Origin of the sequence: Streptomyces sp. NPDC006872 (genome assembly GCF_040635845.1) — a bacterium.
Lineage (GTDB): Bacteria > Actinomycetota > Actinomycetes > Streptomycetales > Streptomycetaceae > Streptomyces.
This window is the reverse complement of the sequence record NZ_JBEYIL010000036.1, coordinates 1-16,584: the sequence shown is the minus strand read 5'-3', so window position 1 is coordinate 16,584 and position 16,584 is coordinate 1. Positions and strand designations below refer to the sequence as shown.

The 16,584-nt window shown below is 70.3% G+C and carries 12 protein-coding genes and 3 pseudogenes; 3 read left to right on the top strand and 12 right to left on the bottom strand.

What is annotated here, in order from left to right:
* Positions 1–31: 31 nt before the first annotated feature.
* From cas1e to ABZ725_RS50565, 9 genes are all read right to left on the bottom strand, one after another.
* A complete protein-coding gene (gene cas1e, locus ABZ725_RS50605) occupies positions 32–997 on the bottom strand; it encodes a type I-E CRISPR-associated endonuclease Cas1e (RefSeq protein WP_358809142.1) in 966 nt (321 codons plus the stop codon).
* Positions 994–1,785, bottom strand: a complete 792-nt coding sequence (gene cas6e, locus ABZ725_RS50600; protein WP_358809141.1) for a type I-E CRISPR-associated protein Cas6/Cse3/CasE — start codon at positions 1,783–1,785, stop codon at positions 994–996. Before cas6e ends, cas1e begins: the two co-directional genes overlap by 4 nt.
* A complete protein-coding gene (gene cas5e / locus ABZ725_RS50595) occupies positions 1,785–2,510 on the bottom strand; it encodes a type I-E CRISPR-associated protein Cas5/CasD (RefSeq protein WP_358809140.1) in 726 nt (241 codons plus the stop codon). The genes cas6e and cas5e overlap by 1 nt, the downstream gene beginning before the upstream one ends.
* Complete coding sequence (gene cas7e / locus ABZ725_RS50590; RefSeq protein ID WP_358809139.1) at positions 2,507–3,700, bottom strand: type I-E CRISPR-associated protein Cas7/Cse4/CasC; 1,194 nt, start codon at positions 3,698–3,700, stop codon at positions 2,507–2,509. The genes cas5e and cas7e overlap by 4 nt, the downstream gene beginning before the upstream one ends.
* Complete coding sequence (casB, locus tag ABZ725_RS50585) at positions 3,697–4,383, bottom strand: type I-E CRISPR-associated protein Cse2/CasB (protein WP_358809138.1); 687 nt, start codon at positions 4,381–4,383, stop codon at positions 3,697–3,699. The genes cas7e and casB overlap by 4 nt, the downstream gene beginning before the upstream one ends.
* Entirely contained in the window at positions 4,380–6,119 is a 1,740-nt protein-coding gene (gene casA / locus ABZ725_RS50580) for a type I-E CRISPR-associated protein Cse1/CasA (RefSeq protein ID WP_358809137.1), read from the bottom strand. Before casA ends, casB begins: the two co-directional genes overlap by 4 nt.
* 611 nt (positions 6,120–6,730) lie before the next feature.
* Positions 6,731–9,646, bottom strand: coding sequence for a CRISPR-associated helicase Cas3' (cas3, locus tag ABZ725_RS50575; protein WP_358809136.1), 2,916 nt, complete (start codon positions 9,644–9,646; stop codon positions 6,731–6,733).
* 764 nt (positions 9,647–10,410) lie between these two features.
* Positions 10,411–11,331, bottom strand: a complete 921-nt coding sequence (locus tag ABZ725_RS50570; protein ID WP_358809135.1) for a hypothetical protein — start codon at positions 11,329–11,331, stop codon at positions 10,411–10,413.
* Positions 11,332–11,570: 239 nt separating this feature from the next.
* A complete protein-coding gene (locus tag ABZ725_RS50565) occupies positions 11,571–11,798 on the bottom strand; it encodes a hypothetical protein (protein WP_358809134.1) in 228 nt (75 codons plus the stop codon).
* A 992-nt stretch (positions 11,799–12,790) separates the two neighbouring features.
* Here ABZ725_RS50565 and ABZ725_RS50560 point away from each other — a divergent pair.
* Positions 12,791–13,126, top strand: coding sequence for a hypothetical protein (locus ABZ725_RS50560; protein WP_358809133.1), 336 nt, complete (start codon positions 12,791–12,793; stop codon positions 13,124–13,126).
* A 257-nt stretch (positions 13,127–13,383) separates the two neighbouring features.
* Here ABZ725_RS50560 and ABZ725_RS50555 read toward each other — a convergent pair whose 3' ends face one another.
* Positions 13,384–13,539 (bottom strand): hypothetical protein, encoded by a 156-nt coding sequence (locus tag ABZ725_RS50555; protein ID WP_358809132.1) that lies wholly within the window; start codon positions 13,537–13,539, stop codon positions 13,384–13,386.
* Between the two features lie 35 nt (positions 13,540–13,574).
* On the opposite strand from ABZ725_RS50555, the pseudogene ABZ725_RS50550 reads away from it, so the two are divergent.
* A pseudogene (locus ABZ725_RS50550) lies at positions 13,575–13,808 on the top strand (ISAzo13 family transposase); the annotation flags it as partial.
* A 48-nt stretch (positions 13,809–13,856) separates the two neighbouring features.
* Positions 13,857–14,635: pseudogene (locus ABZ725_RS50545) on the top strand (IS5 family transposase).
* Between the two features lie 204 nt (positions 14,636–14,839).
* Here the strand turns inward: ABZ725_RS50545 and ABZ725_RS50540 are convergent.
* Positions 14,840–15,118, bottom strand: a pseudogene (locus ABZ725_RS50540) (IS21 family transposase); the annotation flags it as partial.
* 200 nt (positions 15,119–15,318) lie between these two features.
* The gene (locus ABZ725_RS50535; protein ID WP_358809131.1) at positions 15,319–16,302 is read right to left on the bottom strand and encodes a helix-turn-helix domain-containing protein; all 984 of its coding nucleotides are present in this window, start codon (positions 16,300–16,302) and stop codon (positions 15,319–15,321) included.
* Positions 16,303–16,584: the final 282 nt, after the last annotated feature.

Genomic DNA, 16,584 nt, shown 5'->3' with positions numbered 1-16,584 from the left:
CCTGCAGGGCAGTTGGTGAGAACGATGACGGTCACCAGCTCACCTGTTCGTCATCGCTGGTGGTGTCGTGGTTGAAGCCGGAGGGGACTTCGCGGCCGCCGTCGCTGTGGAGGGTGACGACGTCCCGGTCGTCGCCGGAGGCGACCGGGCTCGTTCCTGCCAGCAGCAGGTGCTTGACGTCGTTGACGCATCGCTCCAGCAGGGACGTTTCGTTGATGCGGTCGCGCAGTGCGCGGCGGGTGCGGGGGCCGACGTCCTCCTCGTCCTGCGCGGCGACGTCGAACGCGAGGGGGATGCCGATCTCGGTTTTGTACAGGTCAGCGATGTCGAGGACGAAGGACAGTTCGTGTCCGGAGTGGACGAAGCCGAGGGCCGGGCTGCACCCCAGCGAGGTGACGACGGCGTGGGCGATGCCGTACATGCACTGGGCTGCTGCGGTGATGCCCTGGTTGACGGGGTCTGCGGCGGTGAAGTCGCCGGGGGTGTACTGGCGGCCGCGCCAGGGGATGCCGGTGCGGGCGGCCTGAGCGCGGTAGCAGTCTTTAACGCGGCGTCCTTCCCGGCCCAGGAGTTCGTGGCGGGTGAGGCCGGCGGGGTCTTCGTCGGGGAAGCGCAGCCGGTACATGGCGCGGGCGACGGCGAGACGGCTGCGCGGGTTGGCCCATTGCCGGGCCTGGGCTTCCATGAGGGCTGAGGAGCGGGTGAGGGCGCGTCCGGAGGCGTAGTAGCGCACGCCGCGTTCTCCGACCCAGCAGACGGCCGCGCCGGTCTCTCCCAGGACGGACATCGCCTGGTGGGTGATGCGGGTGCCGGGGCCCAGAAGGAGGGTGCCGATGGTCGCCGACGGGATGTGGGTGGTGCCTTCGGCGTCCTGGGCGGTGATGGCGTTGGCGTCCCGGTGGACGGTGCACCGCTCCAGGTAGACGAAGGAGGTGCGCTCGGCGGTGCGGGTGAGCTGCCGCGGGGTCAGTGCGGTGCGCTGGGAGATCGTCGTCATGGTCTCTGCCGGGCGGGCGGGGCGAGGGGCGCCAGGGTGAGCAGGCCGCAGCCGTAGGCCTTGGCGCGGCCGATTCCCTGGGTGAGGGTGCGGCGCAGGGCTTCGGGGTCGGTGACTTCGAGGCGGCCGTCGAAGGTGACGGCGACCAGGGTGACGGGTTTGCCCTTCCTGCCGTCGTCCGTGCGCCGTTTGTCGAAGGAGCGGCTGTTGTGGTCGCGGACGGACAGCTCGTAGCGGTCGCCGTGGTGCTCGTGTTTGCCCCGGTGCGTCGTGCCGCCGGGCAGCAGGCGTGTGCCGTCGGCCTTCTCCAGGATGCGGAAGCCGCTGCGCTCCTGGCGCTCGATCAGCCAGGCCGTCTGGTGGACGGGGGTGAGGTGGGCGGTGATCTTGCGGGGCTCGTCCGGGTTGCGGCGGATGGTGTGGACCGGGTTGGCGGTCAGCCGGAACGCCCAGCGGTCGCCGGTGGAGAGTTTGTCGAGGAAGGGGGCGTAGGGCCTGCTCTGCCAGCCGGGCGTCGCGGGATCGGCCGCGGCTGCCGCCGGCCAGCCGGCCTGCTCGACCAGGTGGGTCAGGTCCGGGCGGTCGGGGCTGACGATGTACAGGACCACCTCGGCGGGAGCCGTGTGGTCCAGGCGCCACAGCACCCTCGGCCCGTCCGGGGCGGGGACGTCCGTGGGCAGCAGGCCGGGGAACGACGACATCACAGCGGCGTGCAGGACCTGCGGCGAGGACAGCAGGCGGCGTGCGCCGGGACGGGCGGTGTTCACGCGGAAGCGGGAAAGGAACATCAGCTGCTCTCATCCTCCAGAGCATCGAACGGGTCGTGCGCCGGAGCGCCGGCCGCGACGCGCGGCATGGGCACCGCGGTGGTGACGACGGTGCGCAGGGCGTGACGGCGGTGTGCGGCGGCGAAGCTGAGCGGCTGGTCGCGCAGGGTGTCGGCGCGACTGTGCTCGTCGCCGGCTGCCGCCTCCACCAGTACGGGCAGCGCTTCCGGGATGCGGGAGCGGTGCTGTCTGCGATACCAGGCGGACGCCTGCCACGGCACCGCCTGGAGCACGTGCTCCAGGCGGGCGTTGTTGAACAGGCCCAGCTCTACGGGTTCGGCCGGCGGGCAGGAGCGGCGGCCGAGGAACGGCAGGTAGACGGGGGACTTCAGCGCGGCATGCAGCTCGGCGAGCAGCGCGTGCTCGCCTTCGACGGCGGCGACGAAGACGGCGTCCGCGAGGTAGTAACGCTCCGACAGCGGCATGGACTTGCCGGTGACGCCGTGGTGCGCGGTGTGGAAGTCGCGGATGCGGGTGCCGGGTTGGTCGATGCGGACGCCGAACCGCAGCGCCGCGAGGGGCGCGAGCGCGATGTCGTCGCCGCGTTCGATGCCAGCCGCGGCCGCGAGCAGGCCGATGACGCCGCTCTTGGTGGGGGCGGATTCGGTGGTGCGGCGGGTGAAGCGGGAGGAGGCCCCCCAGGACTGCAGGGGACCGGCCAGCCGCAGGGCCAGCACGCCGCTCATGCGGGCGTCTCCAGCCGTTCGGCGACGGCTCGGCCGACGGCCGTGACGAGGCCGCCCAAGGTGTCGGACTCGGTGCCGAGGTCGGCGAGTTTGAGGGTGTTGGGGCCGACGCGCAGAACCCAGCTGAGGGTGGAGTCCTGGTCGCCGTAGGCGCGTTCGATGTCGGGGACGTAGGCGGCGAGGCGGTCGGACGCCTCCCGGACATGACCGCCCTGGTCGCCCCGGACGGGCTCTTCGAAGGCGGCGACGAAGCTGATCGGGCGGGTGGTGCGCAGCTTGACGACGACGGCGTCGGGCAGGGTGTGGTGCCCGAAGGTGTTGATCTTCCCGGTCGGCAGCGAGGCGACGAAGCTGTGCACGAACGCCTCGACCGCACGCCGTACCGGATCGGTCCGCGGCTCGTCGTCGCGCAGGCCCTGGCCGAGGTTGTCGGCGAGCTTGTGGACGCTCAGGGCGGCGTAGCGGTAGAGCGTGGCGGAGTTGAAGTCGACGGTGCCGATCATCCCGGCGCCGGTCTCCACCTCGGTGTTCTCGTCGTCCACGGCCGTGTAGTAGTCGGACTCGTTCTCCACCCGGTGCACGCTGATGGCGTGGGCGACCTGGACGGCGGCGTCGACGTTGAAGTCGGCCGCGTCGGCGACCATCCGACCGAAGAGCGCGATGTCGACGGAGTGACGACTGTCCGCAATCTCCTTGGCCTTCTCCTTGTTCGCCTTCTCCTTGAGGTACGACGTGATGTCGGCGGCGCCGTCGACGGCGAGGCGGGCCAGGCCGTCGAGCTGGCGGGAGCTGAGGAACACCAGGTACTTCGCCTCGGGCGCCGGGGTTTCCCCGGACTCCTTCGCGGCGTCGGCTTTCCGCTTGGGCACCTCGGTCCTCAGCCCGGTGGCCCTGACCGTCTCGTCGGCCAGAGCGAGGGCCGTGTCGTCGGCGATGGATTCGTCGAGCGCGGTGATGCGCTTGGCGAGCAGTTCCACGACCTTCTTGGTCCGCACGCCGAGTTCGCTCGGATCGAGCAGCCGCTCGTCGTCGAAGTAGGTGCGGGTGGCCCGCTTCCACGCCTGGCTGGAGACGCGGGCACGCGGCACACCGCCGTACACGGCCGTTTTCGGCGCGCCCGTGTCGTCACGGTTGAGGTTGCTGGGCGGGACGGTCTGCAGGGCGTGCACGTCCAGGAAGATGCGGTTCACGAGGCGTCCTTGTCGCTGTCGTCGGAGCGGGCGGCCGTGCCGGCGGTGCTCCGGGCTGGGGCTGGTGCGGCCGGTTCCTGCCAGGAGTGGAACGAGCGGCCCCACTCACGGCGGACGGCGTCGGCGCCACCCGGCCGCTGCCAGGTGTAGAGCTGCCCGGCGAGCAGGCCGTAGTCGAGAGGGATGTCCGCGCGGCGCAGCAGCACGATCAGGTCGCGCAGCCGCTGGGACAGACTGGTCAGATCGGGCGCGGTGCCGGCCCGCACCAGACGCTTGCGGACTGGCTCGTCCACGCCGTCCGGCGGCATCAGACGCCGCACGGCCGCCCCCAGTCCAGTCGGCCGGCCGCGGGTGTGGGGGCGGTGCATGCGCGTGCCCCGGGACTGCTGGTGCATGGCCCACAGGGTGAGAGCCGAATGCAGGGCGTTCTCCGCCCGCACGAGTTCCTCCTCGCTGAGCGGACGCACGCCGTCGAGGCGCGCGTGCAGAGGCGACGTGTCAACGAGCGTCCACAGGTCGGGCAGGTCGGCGGCGTCTCGGCCCGCGCCGCGGCGCAGGCGGGCCAGCGCGGCAACGTCCTGGGGACTGTCGCGCAGGTAGCCCTCCTGCGATCTCTTGATCTGCGCTGCGGCGAGCTCGGCGACCCGCGAGCGGACGGTCGGCGCGGCTGTTGCGGTGGTCATGCGGGCACCTTCGGGTCGGTCGTGAAAGAGCCGGGCTGGGGCTGATCGGAGTCGTCCGGGGAGACCATGGCGGACCGTTGCAGCCCTACCTGTGGCTGCGGGTCAGATACGGACAGCTCTCCCAGCGCCTTGGTCAGACGGCTGCGGAACCACCGGTCGGCCAGGCCGGCGTTGAGCCACTGCGTGCCGCCCTTGGCGGCGGAGACGGTCCTGCCCTGCCAAGCCGCGTCCCCTGCGTCCTGGATGAGGCGGTCGCCGAGGCGGCTGACCAGGCCGTGTACCTCGCGCTGCCACAGGCGGCGCTGTTCGAATGCCTCCCCGGCGTCCGCGAGGTCTGCGAGCCAGGTGCGGTAGGGATTCTCCAGCGCGGTGAAACCGAGCTCACGCGCTGCCGATCGCCGCTGCTCCCCTTCGGAGCCGGCCGCGCGGGCCAGGTCGGTGGCCAGATCCCCGAGCGCCCGCACCGCCTGATCGGCGTTCTCGGCGGCTCCTATCGCCTGCCGGGCGCACGTGCGGTCCTGACGGTGCAGCAGCACGACCGGCATGACGAGACGGTCGTCGACGACCTCGTCGATCACGGACTGCTGCGTCCCGTACTTGGCGCCGATGACCCGGGCCCGGATCAAGAAGTCCCGCGGCAGCTCCCCCTCGGTGACCAACCGGGCCACCCACTCCAGGATCCCCGGCCGCAGGTACGGGGCGGCCTCCGCGCCTTGGGCGGTCTCCGACCGGTCGGAGACCAGGGAGGCGACGCCCCGCCAGGCGGCTCGCGCCGGGTCATGGTCTCTCGGCAGGTAGATCAGCGGCTGGCGCAGCTTCTTCTCCTGAGCCGGGCTGCGCCGCCACGCGGTCATCGGCTCGCGGCGGTGCATGTTGCGTGCGGTGAGCGGATCGCCGTAGCCGAGGACGACGCCGGTGACGCCGTCGGCGTCGTGGTGCAGGCGCAGCCGGCGCGACTGCCACGTGTACAGATCGCGTACCCCGGTCGGGGTGCGTTCGGTGCCGCCGGGAGGACTCGGCTCCCGCCGCCAGGCGGGCAGGTCGTCTGCGGTGAAGTCCAGAGCGTCGGTGTCGGCCGCCACCAGATTCAGCAGCAGCGTCTCGCGCAGGCTGTCTCCTTCCACGAAGACCCCGCCGAGGCCGCCCGCCCACCCCGTGCCGCGCGGGTACACCTTGCCGCCCTTGACCCGCTCGTCGCCCACCATGCCGGACTTGATACCGGAGGTGTCATAGGCGTGGGCGTGCACGACCCAGCGGGCCGCCTCCGCGAACGACAACCGGTCCACGGTAGGCATCCGCGCGGTGAAGAACGGCTCCCCGTTGGGCACATCGGCCACGATCCGGTTGAGGGAGAACACCTCGTCCTTCGCCGTCCGCAGCCCGGCAGTCTGGAAGAACGGGGTGGCCGGATGGAGAAGGTCGAAGCGCTCATGATGCGCGTCCAGATAGGCCGTGACCGGCGAGAAGCACTGGGAGTCGGACCACAGGTCCGCCCACGCCTCCACGTCGCCAGGCCCCTCCAGGGCGTCATGCGCGAGCGCGAGCAGCAGCCGCAGCAGCGCGAACTCCTGCGTCGGCAGATCCCCCACCAGACGCCGCACTTCATCTGATTGGGCGAACACCTCGCGCAGCGACAGCTCCGCCATCGAGCCGTCGCGTCTGAGCACCACAATCCACGGCTGGTTCGTCAGGTCGAAGGAGCGGACTGCCGGTGCGATTTGAGGCGGCTCCACCATGCAACGTCTCCAAACCTACAAGGAATCATGAACGGGATGCCTTCTGCCGCTGGTCACACGGCTCGCAACGGCGAGCGTGTGACACAACATCAACTTGGTTGCCGAAACGGAGGTTTGACAGATCCCAACGCGCCCCTCCACAGTATCGACGTACTCGCGGCAACGATTCAAGGGGAGGACATCAAGCTGTGTCGGGATGGATGCGGTGGGGAGCCGTGATCATCGGAGTCATCGTCACTTTCTGGCTGACTCTCCTACTGGGCAGATGGCTGCCCTTCGGAGGACCAGGGGACGACGCGGTCAGATGGGGGATCGCAACAACCCTCGCAAGTGTCGTCAGTACGGTTGCCGGCCTGCCCATGGCGCGCTGGGCAGAGGCGAAGCCTGGCTCGTCGCAGGAAGCGTGACCCCACAAGCCACACGAACTGTCATAGGCCGAGTCGGATAAGCTCCCACAGCGGACTGATGCCGCACCAGGCGGCCGTTTTGACACGCACGCCTTGCTCCCCATCAGCGTGGGGATGGTCCCGATTCCAGGGGCATAGCGCATTGCTCCCCGCGTCAGCGGGGATCTTTGGAACGAAGTACGTACCGAGCCGCTCCCAGCGCGCTCAGCCACGGGTCACCTCCAGGCCGTCGGATGGGCTGTACTGGAGCCCATAGCCTGCCAGCCGGGTCTGACAATCCTCATCGAGCGCGAGGATCAGCTGGTCAGCCAGCCAGGGGCTGTCCTTGCCCTGCCAGGCGGGCACGTACAGCTGCTCCAGTTCTGCGATGGCTTTGTCGAGGGTCTCGGCGTAGGAGAACTGGATGGGCAGCCGCAGTCCGCAGCTTGCCGCTGTACGGGCGGCGAACGCCGTGGGGGCTTGGTCCTGGGGCAGCTCGAGTCCCCCGCGCGGGCGGCCTTTCTTGTCGGGGTCCAGCCACGGCAGGGTGAGGAGAGCGCCGTCGGCACGCCGCTGCACGACGACGACTTCCACGCTCTCCCGGCTGTCGCGGACCTGGGCCCGCCCCGCACGGGTGTCGTCGGCGTCGCCGACGCCGGCTGCCACCCAGCCGAACAACGGCCTGCCGGCGCGGCCGACTTCGCCGAGGCGGAACACGGTTGCCCTGTCGGCCTGGTCGGCCCGGTGCCGCTCGAACCGCCCCCTCGCCTCTTCCAGCACCGGAGCCCAGTGCTCCGGCCCCACCGCAGCCTCGGCGTACGCGCCCTGGACGAGGAGGCTGATGTCAGCGGGCAGCCGCACGGGCCGCTGCGGGCCGCCGTCGAGATGGGGCAGCAGCACCGCCGCCGACCGCAGCAGCGCATACGCCCCGTACACCGCGACCGACCCGCGCACCGGGACGGGCACGTCGGCCTCCCAGTCGGCACCGGTCAGCAGACACCGGGCCGCACGCAGCCGCGCGGGCCGCTCGCTCTGATCCTCACCGCGCTGGTGACGGTGCAGCCGGCCCATGCGCTGTAGCAGCAAGTCCACCGGGCACAGGTCGCTGACCAGGAGATCGAAGTCCACGTCGAGGGACTGCTCGGCCACCTGACTGGCCACCACGATGTGCCGCCCGGTCGGTCGCCCCGTCGCCTTGCCAGGAGGCCCGAACCGCCTCAGCAGGTCACTGTCCTTGGCCGCCCGGTCGACGTCCACGAAACACGAGTGCGCCACGGTGACGTCCCCGTCGCCGAACCTGGCCCGCAGCACCCGGGCCGTCTCCAGCACCCGCTTGACCGTGTTGCGGACGACGAGCACACACCCGCCGTCCGCCAGCTCTGTCTCCAGCCGGTCGGCCAGCACATCCAGACCGTCGGCAAGCCGGTCCACCCGGACGTCCGTGCGCCGGGCCGAAGCGGCCGGATGACGCACGACGGGCCTGCCGCCCGGCGCGACGGCGGTGAGCAGCGGATACACCGCCTCTTCCTCAGCGCTGTCGGCCTGGGCTCCGATGACCCCGGAGTACGCCTCGACCAGCTGACGCCGACGCGCAGCAGGCAGAGTCGCAGAGAGCACGACCACAGGCACGCGGTAGGCGCCCAGCCAGGCCAGCACCCGGTCCAGGTAGACGCTCATGTAGGCGTCGTAGGCGTGCGCCTCGTCGATCACGACGACTTTGCCCGCCACCGCCAGGTGACGAAGGGCCAGGTGCCGGCTCTTCAGTCCGGCGAACAGCAACTGGTCGACGGTGCCGGCCACGAACGAGGCCAGCATCGCCCGCTTACGGCCCCGCAGCCAGGTGTGCGCCACCAGCTCGGCGCCCGCGGACCGCGCCGGATCCCCCAGCCGCCGCGGCGCGGGTGCGGCTGCATCGACGTCGACCGCCGCCACCCGCCCGGCACGGGCCAGCAGCCCGGCGAAGTCCTCGTTCAGAGCCGCCTTGGAGTGGGCGAGGTGCACAGAGTGCCGGTAACTCCCGTCGTTCGGCAGTCGTTTCAGCCACTCCAGCAGACGCGGGAACATCGCGTTGCCCGTCGCCATCGTCGGCAGCGCGAAGAACACGCCGCCCGCACCGGAACGTGCCGCGAAGATCTCCGCCGCAGCCAGCGCGGCCTCCGTCTTCCCTTCCCCCATCGGAGCTTCGATGACCATCAGCCCGGGCGCCTCCATCTCCCGGGCCAACGCGACGGCCGCCTCCTGGACAGGACGGACCTTCGCCCCCGCCGGAAGCCCGAAGCGCGAGGCGAACAACTCCTGCGCATCCCCGACAGGCTCCGCCGCCCGCCACGGGGCCGGGAGGTCCAGCCCCCGCCACGCCGCCGCCAGCCGCTCCTCACTGCTACGGGATCCGGCCTCCGGGAAGTACGGGAAGAGATCGGGATTACTGGCGATCCAGTCGGAGACGATGACCAGGGCGGTCAGCAACACCTGGACGGGCTGCGGCAGTTTCACTGCCCGCCACGCCTCCAGCCGCTCCGCCACAGCGAAGTGCGCCGCGCACGCGTCGAGCAGCTCCGTCTGCACCTGCCGCCACACCCCGCCGCTACGGCCAGGAGTACGCAGCAACTCCTCATGGTCGTACAGGGCCTTGATCTGACCGTTCTCCGGCGGCACCCCGTGATGCCCACCCACCGCGACGGCGAACTGCCCCGTCTGCTTGGGAGCCCACCCGTGCCGCTCCTCCAGCCACTCACCCAGCAGCACCTGACCGGCCAGCCCGTGCGGCGCCAGGCGCCGGTCCGGCCCCATCGCCTGACGCGACCGCATTTCCAGACCCTTGTCCCGCATGACATCGGCGAGTTGATCGACCTGACAGGCGAACGCCGGCGTCGCCTTACCGATGTCATGCACACCAGCCAGCCACACAACGAGCCTGCGACCATCCGTATCGCCATCGGGCAACGCCGCGGCGATGAACCGCCGTACACCCAAAGGCAGCCACTCGTCCCACAGAAGGCCGGCGACGGCAGCGCTGTCCTCCATGTGCCGCCACAACGGCAGCCAGCCGTCCGCATCACGATCATGCTTCGCCCACACCGACCGCGCCGCAGCCCCAAGCCGCGCCAGCAGGCCAGAGAGGGAATCTCCCCCACTCGTCATGCAATATGCCTACACGCAAACCGGCACCCAGCAGGCCAAATCGAAGAAACAAGCCTGATCCGCAGCTCAGCCAGCCGTACAACTTCCACCAGGCACGCTCAAGTCGTACGGTGTCCAGTTCGCTGTCGCTGCCCCAAGGGTAAAGGTCTCCTATGTTCCACTTGCCGGAATTTGTGAAAGTGGCTGAACCCCTGCGCTCCAAGCGATAGAGGCGCAGGTCAGACAGTCTGCTCCCCGCACCTGCGGGGATGGTCCCCAGCGCCCGGCGCTGTCACGGGAGACGGTCACCTGCTCCCCGCACCTGCGGGGATGGTCCCTTCATGCGAGGCACCTCCTTTGCTGGCTGGTCCTGCTCCCCGCACCTGCGGGGATGGTCCCGCCGGGTCGGTCAGCATCCGTTGGTAGGCACCCTGCTCCCCGCACCCGCGGGGATGGTCCCACCTTCACCGCCAGCTCGGACAGGCGCGTCTCCTGCTCCCCGCACCCGCGGGGATGGTCCCGAGATCGGCGGGGGCCTCGCCGGAACACAAGACTGCTCCCCACGCCCGCGGGGATGATCCCGGGCCCGACCGTTACGACCCTGAACCGGAGGACTGCTCCCCGCGCCCGCGGGGATGATCCCTTGCCCTGATAGCGGCGGGCCTGGCTCGCGCCCTGCTCCCCGCGCTTGCGGGGATGATCCCCATGGCCCGGAAGGCCATCAGCCGAGGCCGATCGGGTGCCCCGGCTGGGCCGTTGTCCTATATGGGGCCGTTTTCCGGGGGTTATCGGCGTCCGCCGAGGCGGTCGTCGTGGATGTGGCCGGCGACGGCGGCGAGCTGGTCGGGGTCGGCGAGTTCCGTCAGGCCGTGGACTGCGGCGTCCATGCGGTCGGGGCTGTCCATGCCGACGACCCAGGTGACCATCTGGTCCTCCAGGGCTACGTGCGCCCCGACGTGGTGGACCAGGCCCTGCTCGTACAGCTGGGCGATCGGTTCGGCCCGCAGCCGCTTGCCGACCTTGGCGGTGACTTCGAGGACACGGGGCATGAGAGCGCCGTTGGCGGAGCCCTCGCGGCGCAGCTGCTCCCATGCCTGGGCGAGGACCTGCCGGGCCATGTCTCCGCCGTAGTTCGACTCGACCACGATCGCGTCGGCTTTGAGGGCGAGTGCGAGGAGGCAGGCCGTGCGGCCCCAGTCGTTCGCGCCCATGCTTCCGGAGCGATCCTCGAGGACGTAGAGGTGGCCGTCGTATCCGCGCGCGGCGCCGATGATGCCAGTCTCGTCACCGATCGCGGATTCTCCGCCGGCTGGGTCGACGGCGACGATGACGCGCGCCATGTCGAGGCCGCCGAACTCGATGGTGGTGAGCCGGTGGTCGGTGATCCAGGCCCGCTGCCACACTCCTCCCTCCGGCGGGCGCGGTTTCTGTTGGTAGAGCGCGGCCCAGACGCGTTCGCCGACGCGGCGGCGGGTGGTGGCGTGGTGCTCGACGTCGAAGCGTTCGGGCCACAGCGGTTCACCGAGTCTGCGGCCGAGCGGGTCGGTGTCGCTGTCCGCGAGCGCGGGAAGGTCGATGATCTTCCACTCGTCAGCCTGCGCGTCGGCGAGGATGCGCCCGGCGAGGTCGTCTTCGTTCCAGCGGGTCTGGATGACGCAGATCGCGCCGTCGGGTTCGAGGCGGGTCTGCAGGAGGACTGCCACCATTCCCAGGTTCTGCGGCGCATGCTGGGCGAGTCGGCTGAGGCCATGTCCTGCACGGGGTCGTCGACGAGGGCGATGGTGGCGCCCTCGCCAGTGAGGCTGCCGCCGATGCCCGCTGCGACGAGGCCGCCCTGGCGGCCTGCGATGTCGAAGCGCATCGCCGCCCGGCTGGAGGGGAGTGGCGGATCGCACGGAGGATCTCCTCCTCCCGTGCCGTCAGGTGTTCCGGCCGCGGTTCACCGCTACCGCTCCAGTGCGCGGCTCCGGCGGCGCAGTTCTTCCCGTCCGGCCGGTGCCGCCGCCGATGCCTGCGTCCAGTACGGGTGCCACCACAAGCGTGCGGAAAGCCGGAGCAGGCGGCGGCGCAGCGCTGTGACGTTGCGGGGCCGGGGCGCGGCGAGCGCGCGGTAGGTGGCGTTCCAGGCGTGCTGCGTCTGCATCAGGTCGTCGGGGAAGTCGATGCCGTCCATACCGGCATTAGATCGCTTGTTCGATTTTCTTGCCAAGCGGCCCCCTTCGAGGACAGCCCGGTCCGGGCTGTCCTGTGCCATCGAAGCCTGACCGCGTGTCGTCCGCTTTGGGCAGTGAACGATTGTCAGCACTCGCCGACGAAGCCCCGGAGCCGTTGTGCGCTCCCCAGCCCTGAGCCGATGAGCCGCCTGACGTGCGGAATGCCCGTGATTGCCACATCGAGGGGGCGCACGTTCATTCACCCCGTCGACGGTGGCCAACTCACCGGCTACGGCACGTCTGACCTGCGGAAACCACCCGCATGTGTGATTTCCGCGAGGTGTGCAATCCGACTGACCATTGGGCCCGTTCCGCACTACATCCGCAGACGCGCCGAAGCTTGCGCGGATGTCACGACTTGCGGAGGTCCTTGTCCATGAACGGTCAGCTGGATCAGCGGACAGTGCTGCTCTTGCTCGTTCGTCGCGGCGCCGTGCATGCGGCCTTCAAGCACCCCCCGTTCGGCGTCGCGCTTGGTCGGAGTCGGTGTGGTGACGCTGCTGCACCTCCTGATGGAGGACCGGTGACCCGGGGCGCCCCGGCCGTGGATCCTGCTCAGCTTTCGATGACACCCGCTCAAGACTGGCCGGCACAGGACACGGGCGGGCCGGTGAGGGGTTGCGGAGCGAGCAGTGCGATGAGGCAGGACGCGCGTTTCCGAGCCGGCGCCTCGCCCACACGCTTCGACCCGGCCGCCCGGCTGGCGGCCAACCCTCTGACTCATGCGGGCAATACGGATTCAAGGCTTCGCGCGAGCAGGAAGTTGCAGCTCGCAGGCCTCGAACACGCCCGGGCCGCAGGCAAGAGCGCTGCCCCTCCAGCGGGGTTGCGCGGCTAACCGCCGCCCCCGTCACCATGCCTGCCACACCCCGCACCGCCCACACCGCCGCCCCAGTCTCCGGCCGCGGCACTTGCCCGCGCCCTGCTCGCCGCACCCCTCCAGGAGCCGACCATGAACACCCCGACACTCCCCGGCCTTCTCCCCGGCCTCGCCGCCGCAGGCGCAGCCGCGGCAGGCGCCCCGTGGTGGATCGTGATCCCGCTCCTGCTGTACGCCCTCCCCGCCGCGGCCTCGGCCATCGCCACCCTGCTCACCGCCTGCTCCGACGCCCGGACCAGCGCCATGCGACGGCGGCACGAGGACGCCTTCCTCACCGACCCGACCGGCAACAGAGCAGGCCTGGAACACATCGCCCTCCTCCAGCAGCCCGCCCCTCCCCCACCTCCCGCTCCGGACCCAGCGACGCAGGCCCAGCCGCCGGCCGAACCCCCGGCCACCCCACCGTGACCTCCCGGGACCGAGACGGCAGGCCCTCACCCAGGCCGAGTGATGCAGGTCGCAGGCCATGCGGCACGCGACGATGTGGAGGGGCAGTGTTGTGAACACCCCGCCGGGTCAGGAACGTTCGTCCTGACCTGGCCGCCTCCCCCGTCCGAAGGCCTCGCAGTAGCCGTGCAGGGCAGAGGAGTTGGGCCCCTCTCCCGGCGCGGGAACCCGCGCCCGCTCGACGGGCTGCTGCAGGGCGTCTACGGGCGGCCGGAGTCCTACAGCACGCCGTACAGGGCGTTCTCGTTGAACCCGTCGGCTTCCTCGCGGTAGCGGCGCATGACCTTGGAACAGGCGTCGCTGCGTCCCCCTTTGAGGCGGGAGCCGACGGCGGGTCGGCGCTGACCGGTAGGAAGGGCCGAAGCCGTTCCCACTCGGCATCCTTCAGGTCACCCCGCAACGACGGCTCCAGCAGCGAGGCGCAGAGCGCCTCCGCGCTCGCGGTGCAGGGGCCAAGGACAAGCTGACCACCGCCGACAGAGTGTTGGCCACCGTGCTCTACCTGCGCAAACTCGGCACCCGAAACTTGCTCGCCCAGCTCGTCGGAGACAACGGCAGCACCCTCACCAGGGCCGTCCAACAAGTTCAACCCCTCCTGGCCGACCACGGCTACACGACTCCGCCCTCGACAGCCAGGTTCCGCTTGGATACTCGTTGGTCTGGTCGCGGGAAACGACAGTCTCGGCCACGGATCGTGTCGGACGAACTGTGGTCGCTCATCGAGCCGTTGCTGCCCGAGCCGGGACCGAAGCTGGTGGAGGGCCGGCCTCGGGTTCCGGACCGGCAGGCCTTGTGCGGCATTCTGTTCGTGCTGCACACCGGCATCCAGTGGGAGTACCTGCCCCAGGCGCTGGCCTTCGGCTCCGGCGTGACCTGCTGGCGGCGCCTGGCCGCGTGGAACGAGGCCGGCGTCCGGGACGAACTGCACCTCGCGCTGCTGAAGCAGCTGCGGGCCGCGAAGAAGCTGGACTGGTCGCGGGCGGTGATCGACCCCTCCCACGTGCGGGCCGCTCGACGGGGCCCAAAAGCGGGCCCAGCCCGGTCGACCGTGCACGACCGGGCAGCAAGCACCACGTCCTCACCGACGGCCAGGGCATCGCGCTCGCCGTGTCACCGACGGGTGGCAACCGCAACGACGTCACGCAGCTGCTGCCCCCGCTGGACAAGATCCCGGCAGTCGCAGGCATCGTCGGCCGGCCCAGACACGGACCCGACGCGCTCCTCGCCGACCACGACAAATACCGCCGACTGCTCTGGGCCCGTGGCATTCGCCCGGTCATCGCCGAACGAGGACAGGCACACGGCAGCGGCCTGGGCGTCTTCCACTATGTGGTCGAGCGCACGATCGCCTGAGTGCACGGCGTCCGCCGCCTGCGGATCCGCTGGGAACGACGCGACGACATCCACGAAGCCTTCCTCGGCCTCGCCACCTGCCTCATCACCCACCGCCACGTCCAACGCCTCGGTTAGGACCTCATAAGAGAGATTCGAGGCCAGGACCGCCTGGTTCTGGCCTTCGGCTTGCCTCCGACCTTGCGGGTCATGCTGTGACGCGTCCGGCAGGCATGGTGCCCTGTAGTGGGCCCTGGCGCCCGGATGGTTCCTGCACGGTGAGAAGGCATGCACAGTGCGGTGCGGAACCGAGGAGGACTGGCATGCCTGGCGGGAACACGCTCACCGGTCGGCCTCCTCGGCGTCGGCGTACCCCTGACCGTCATGAACCTCGCCGGGATCCGTATGGGGACGGCGGTGGCGAACGAGTCCTCGGGGCCGTGCAGGAAAGCCGAGGCTCCAGCGTCGCCGGTCTCCGGTTCCGGGTCGGTCTCGGCGCCGGCGACCAGGATGCCCTTGACGGTGCGGTAGGACGCGTCACCGATCGCGACCGCCTTGGCGGTATGCGGCTTCGAGTCTGGTGTCGCCGTACCTCTTGCGCAGTCCGAGTACTCCTTGGGCCGGATCTCGGCAGCGGGCCGAGGATGCTGGGCCATGCCCGCGACCGGGCCGTCGGCGTCCACCCTTACCCGGTCACGCCTGAATACATCGAGCAAGCCCGGCCACATCTTGAGCGACGCACCGCTCCTGGCTCCCGCGGTGGCCGTGGTCCTGGACAGCGAGCCCAGGATGGCGAGCGAGACGGCGCGTCGCCTCCCCGACTACCACCTCCCTGCGGCGCCCGCCCGGCCCGCGCCGTCAGGGACCTGGTGGTGGAATGTGCGGCGATAGGCCGTGGGCGTGACACCGAGGGCGCCACGGAATCGGGCGCGCATGTTTGCGCCGCTGCCGAGGCCGCACCGGACGGCGATCTGTTCCACCTGGAGGTCGGTGGTCTCCAGGAGTTCTCGCGCGCGGTTGATACGGGCGGTCAGGAGCCATTGGTGGGGGCTGACGCCGGTTTCCTGGCGCCATAGGCGGGTCAGGGTGCGCGGGGAGACGCCGGCATGGTCGGCGAGGTGGGGGATGGTGAGCTCTTCTTCGAGGTGGAGCAGGGCCCGTTCACGGGTGTCGGCGAGCGTGGTGGCCTGGGGGGTGGGGAGGGTCCTGTTGATGTATTGGGCCTGTCCGCCGTCGCGGTGTGGGGCGGCGACGATGTCCCTGGCGATGTCGTTCGCGACGGCTGCGCCGAGGTCTTTGCGGACCAGGTGCAGACACAGGTCGATGCCGGCCGTAAATCCCGCGGAGGTCAGGATGGTGTCGTTGTCGATGTAGAGGACGTTGCGGTCGACGCGCAGCCGGGGGTAGAGCTCTTCGAGGTCATCCGCCATGGCCCAGTGGGTGGTGACGGTGCGCCCGTCGAGCAGTCCGGCCGATGAGACGGCGAAGGCACCGGTACAGATGGAAGCGATACGTATCCCGGCGCGGCCGGCGAGCTTGAGAGCGGCCCTCACCCGCGGGCGCGGAGGGCGACGGAAGTCCTCGAAGCCCGGGACGATGATCGTGTCCGCTTCGGCGAGCGCTTCGAGACCCGCGGTCAGCCCGAGAGTGAACCCGGAGCTCGTGGTCACGGCCTCCTCGGTGTCTCCGCACACGGTGAGCTCGTAGGGAGTGTTCGGACGGGCGTTGAAGATCTGCGTGGGGATCCCCAGATCCATGGGCAGGACGCCGTCGACCGCCAGGACCATGACCCGATGCTTGTTCATGGCTGCAATATTACGTCCGACACCCACACCGCAGGGAGGGCCAGCGGGTCGCCACACCCTGACCCAGGGATGTCCTCGGCATGAATCCCCTGATCAAGACGCTAATCGTGTGACCGGAAAGCAAGGTCCCACCCGACCCATTCTGGCCCAAAAAATGCGAACACTGGCAGATGAGCCGTGGCCTGGAAGGGAGGTTCGGGAGCAGGATCGAAGAGCAAGCGCGGGGCAGCCGACTCCACACACCGGTGGAGCGGTCCGAGAGCCCCGGCCGTGGACGAGGAG

What these genes read in the sequence shown, in the direction of transcription:
- ABZ725_RS50535 (WP_358809131.1), bottom strand. Translation starts at nt 16,302, where the DNA reads ATGAACAAGCATCGGGTCATGGTCCTGGCGGTCGACGGCGTCCTGCCC.
- ABZ725_RS50565 (WP_358809134.1), bottom strand. Translation starts at nt 11,798, where the DNA reads ATGGACGGCATCGACTTCCCCGACGACCTGATGCAGACGCAGCACGCC.
- ABZ725_RS50570 (WP_358809135.1), bottom strand. Translation starts at nt 11,331, where the DNA reads ATGGTGGCAGTCCTCCTGCAGACCCGCCTCGAACCCGACGGCGCGATC.
- casB (WP_358809138.1), bottom strand. Translation starts at nt 4,383, where the DNA reads ATGACCACCGCAACAGCCGCGCCGACCGTCCGCTCGCGGGTCGCCGAG.
- ABZ725_RS50560 (WP_358809133.1), top strand. Translation starts at nt 12,791, where the DNA reads ATGAACACCCCGACACTCCCCGGCCTTCTCCCCGGCCTCGCCGCCGCA.
- casA (WP_358809137.1), bottom strand. Translation starts at nt 6,119, where the DNA reads ATGGTGGAGCCGCCTCAAATCGCACCGGCAGTCCGCTCCTTCGACCTG.
- cas5e (WP_358809140.1), bottom strand. Translation starts at nt 2,510, where the DNA reads ATGAGCGGCGTGCTGGCCCTGCGGCTGGCCGGTCCCCTGCAGTCCTGG.
- cas1e (WP_358809142.1), bottom strand. Translation starts at nt 997, where the DNA reads ATGACGACGATCTCCCAGCGCACCGCACTGACCCCGCGGCAGCTCACC.
- cas3 (WP_358809136.1), bottom strand. Translation starts at nt 9,646, where the DNA reads ATGACGAGTGGGGGAGATTCCCTCTCTGGCCTGCTGGCGCGGCTTGGG.
- cas6e (WP_358809141.1), bottom strand. Translation starts at nt 1,785, where the DNA reads ATGTTCCTTTCCCGCTTCCGCGTGAACACCGCCCGTCCCGGCGCACGC.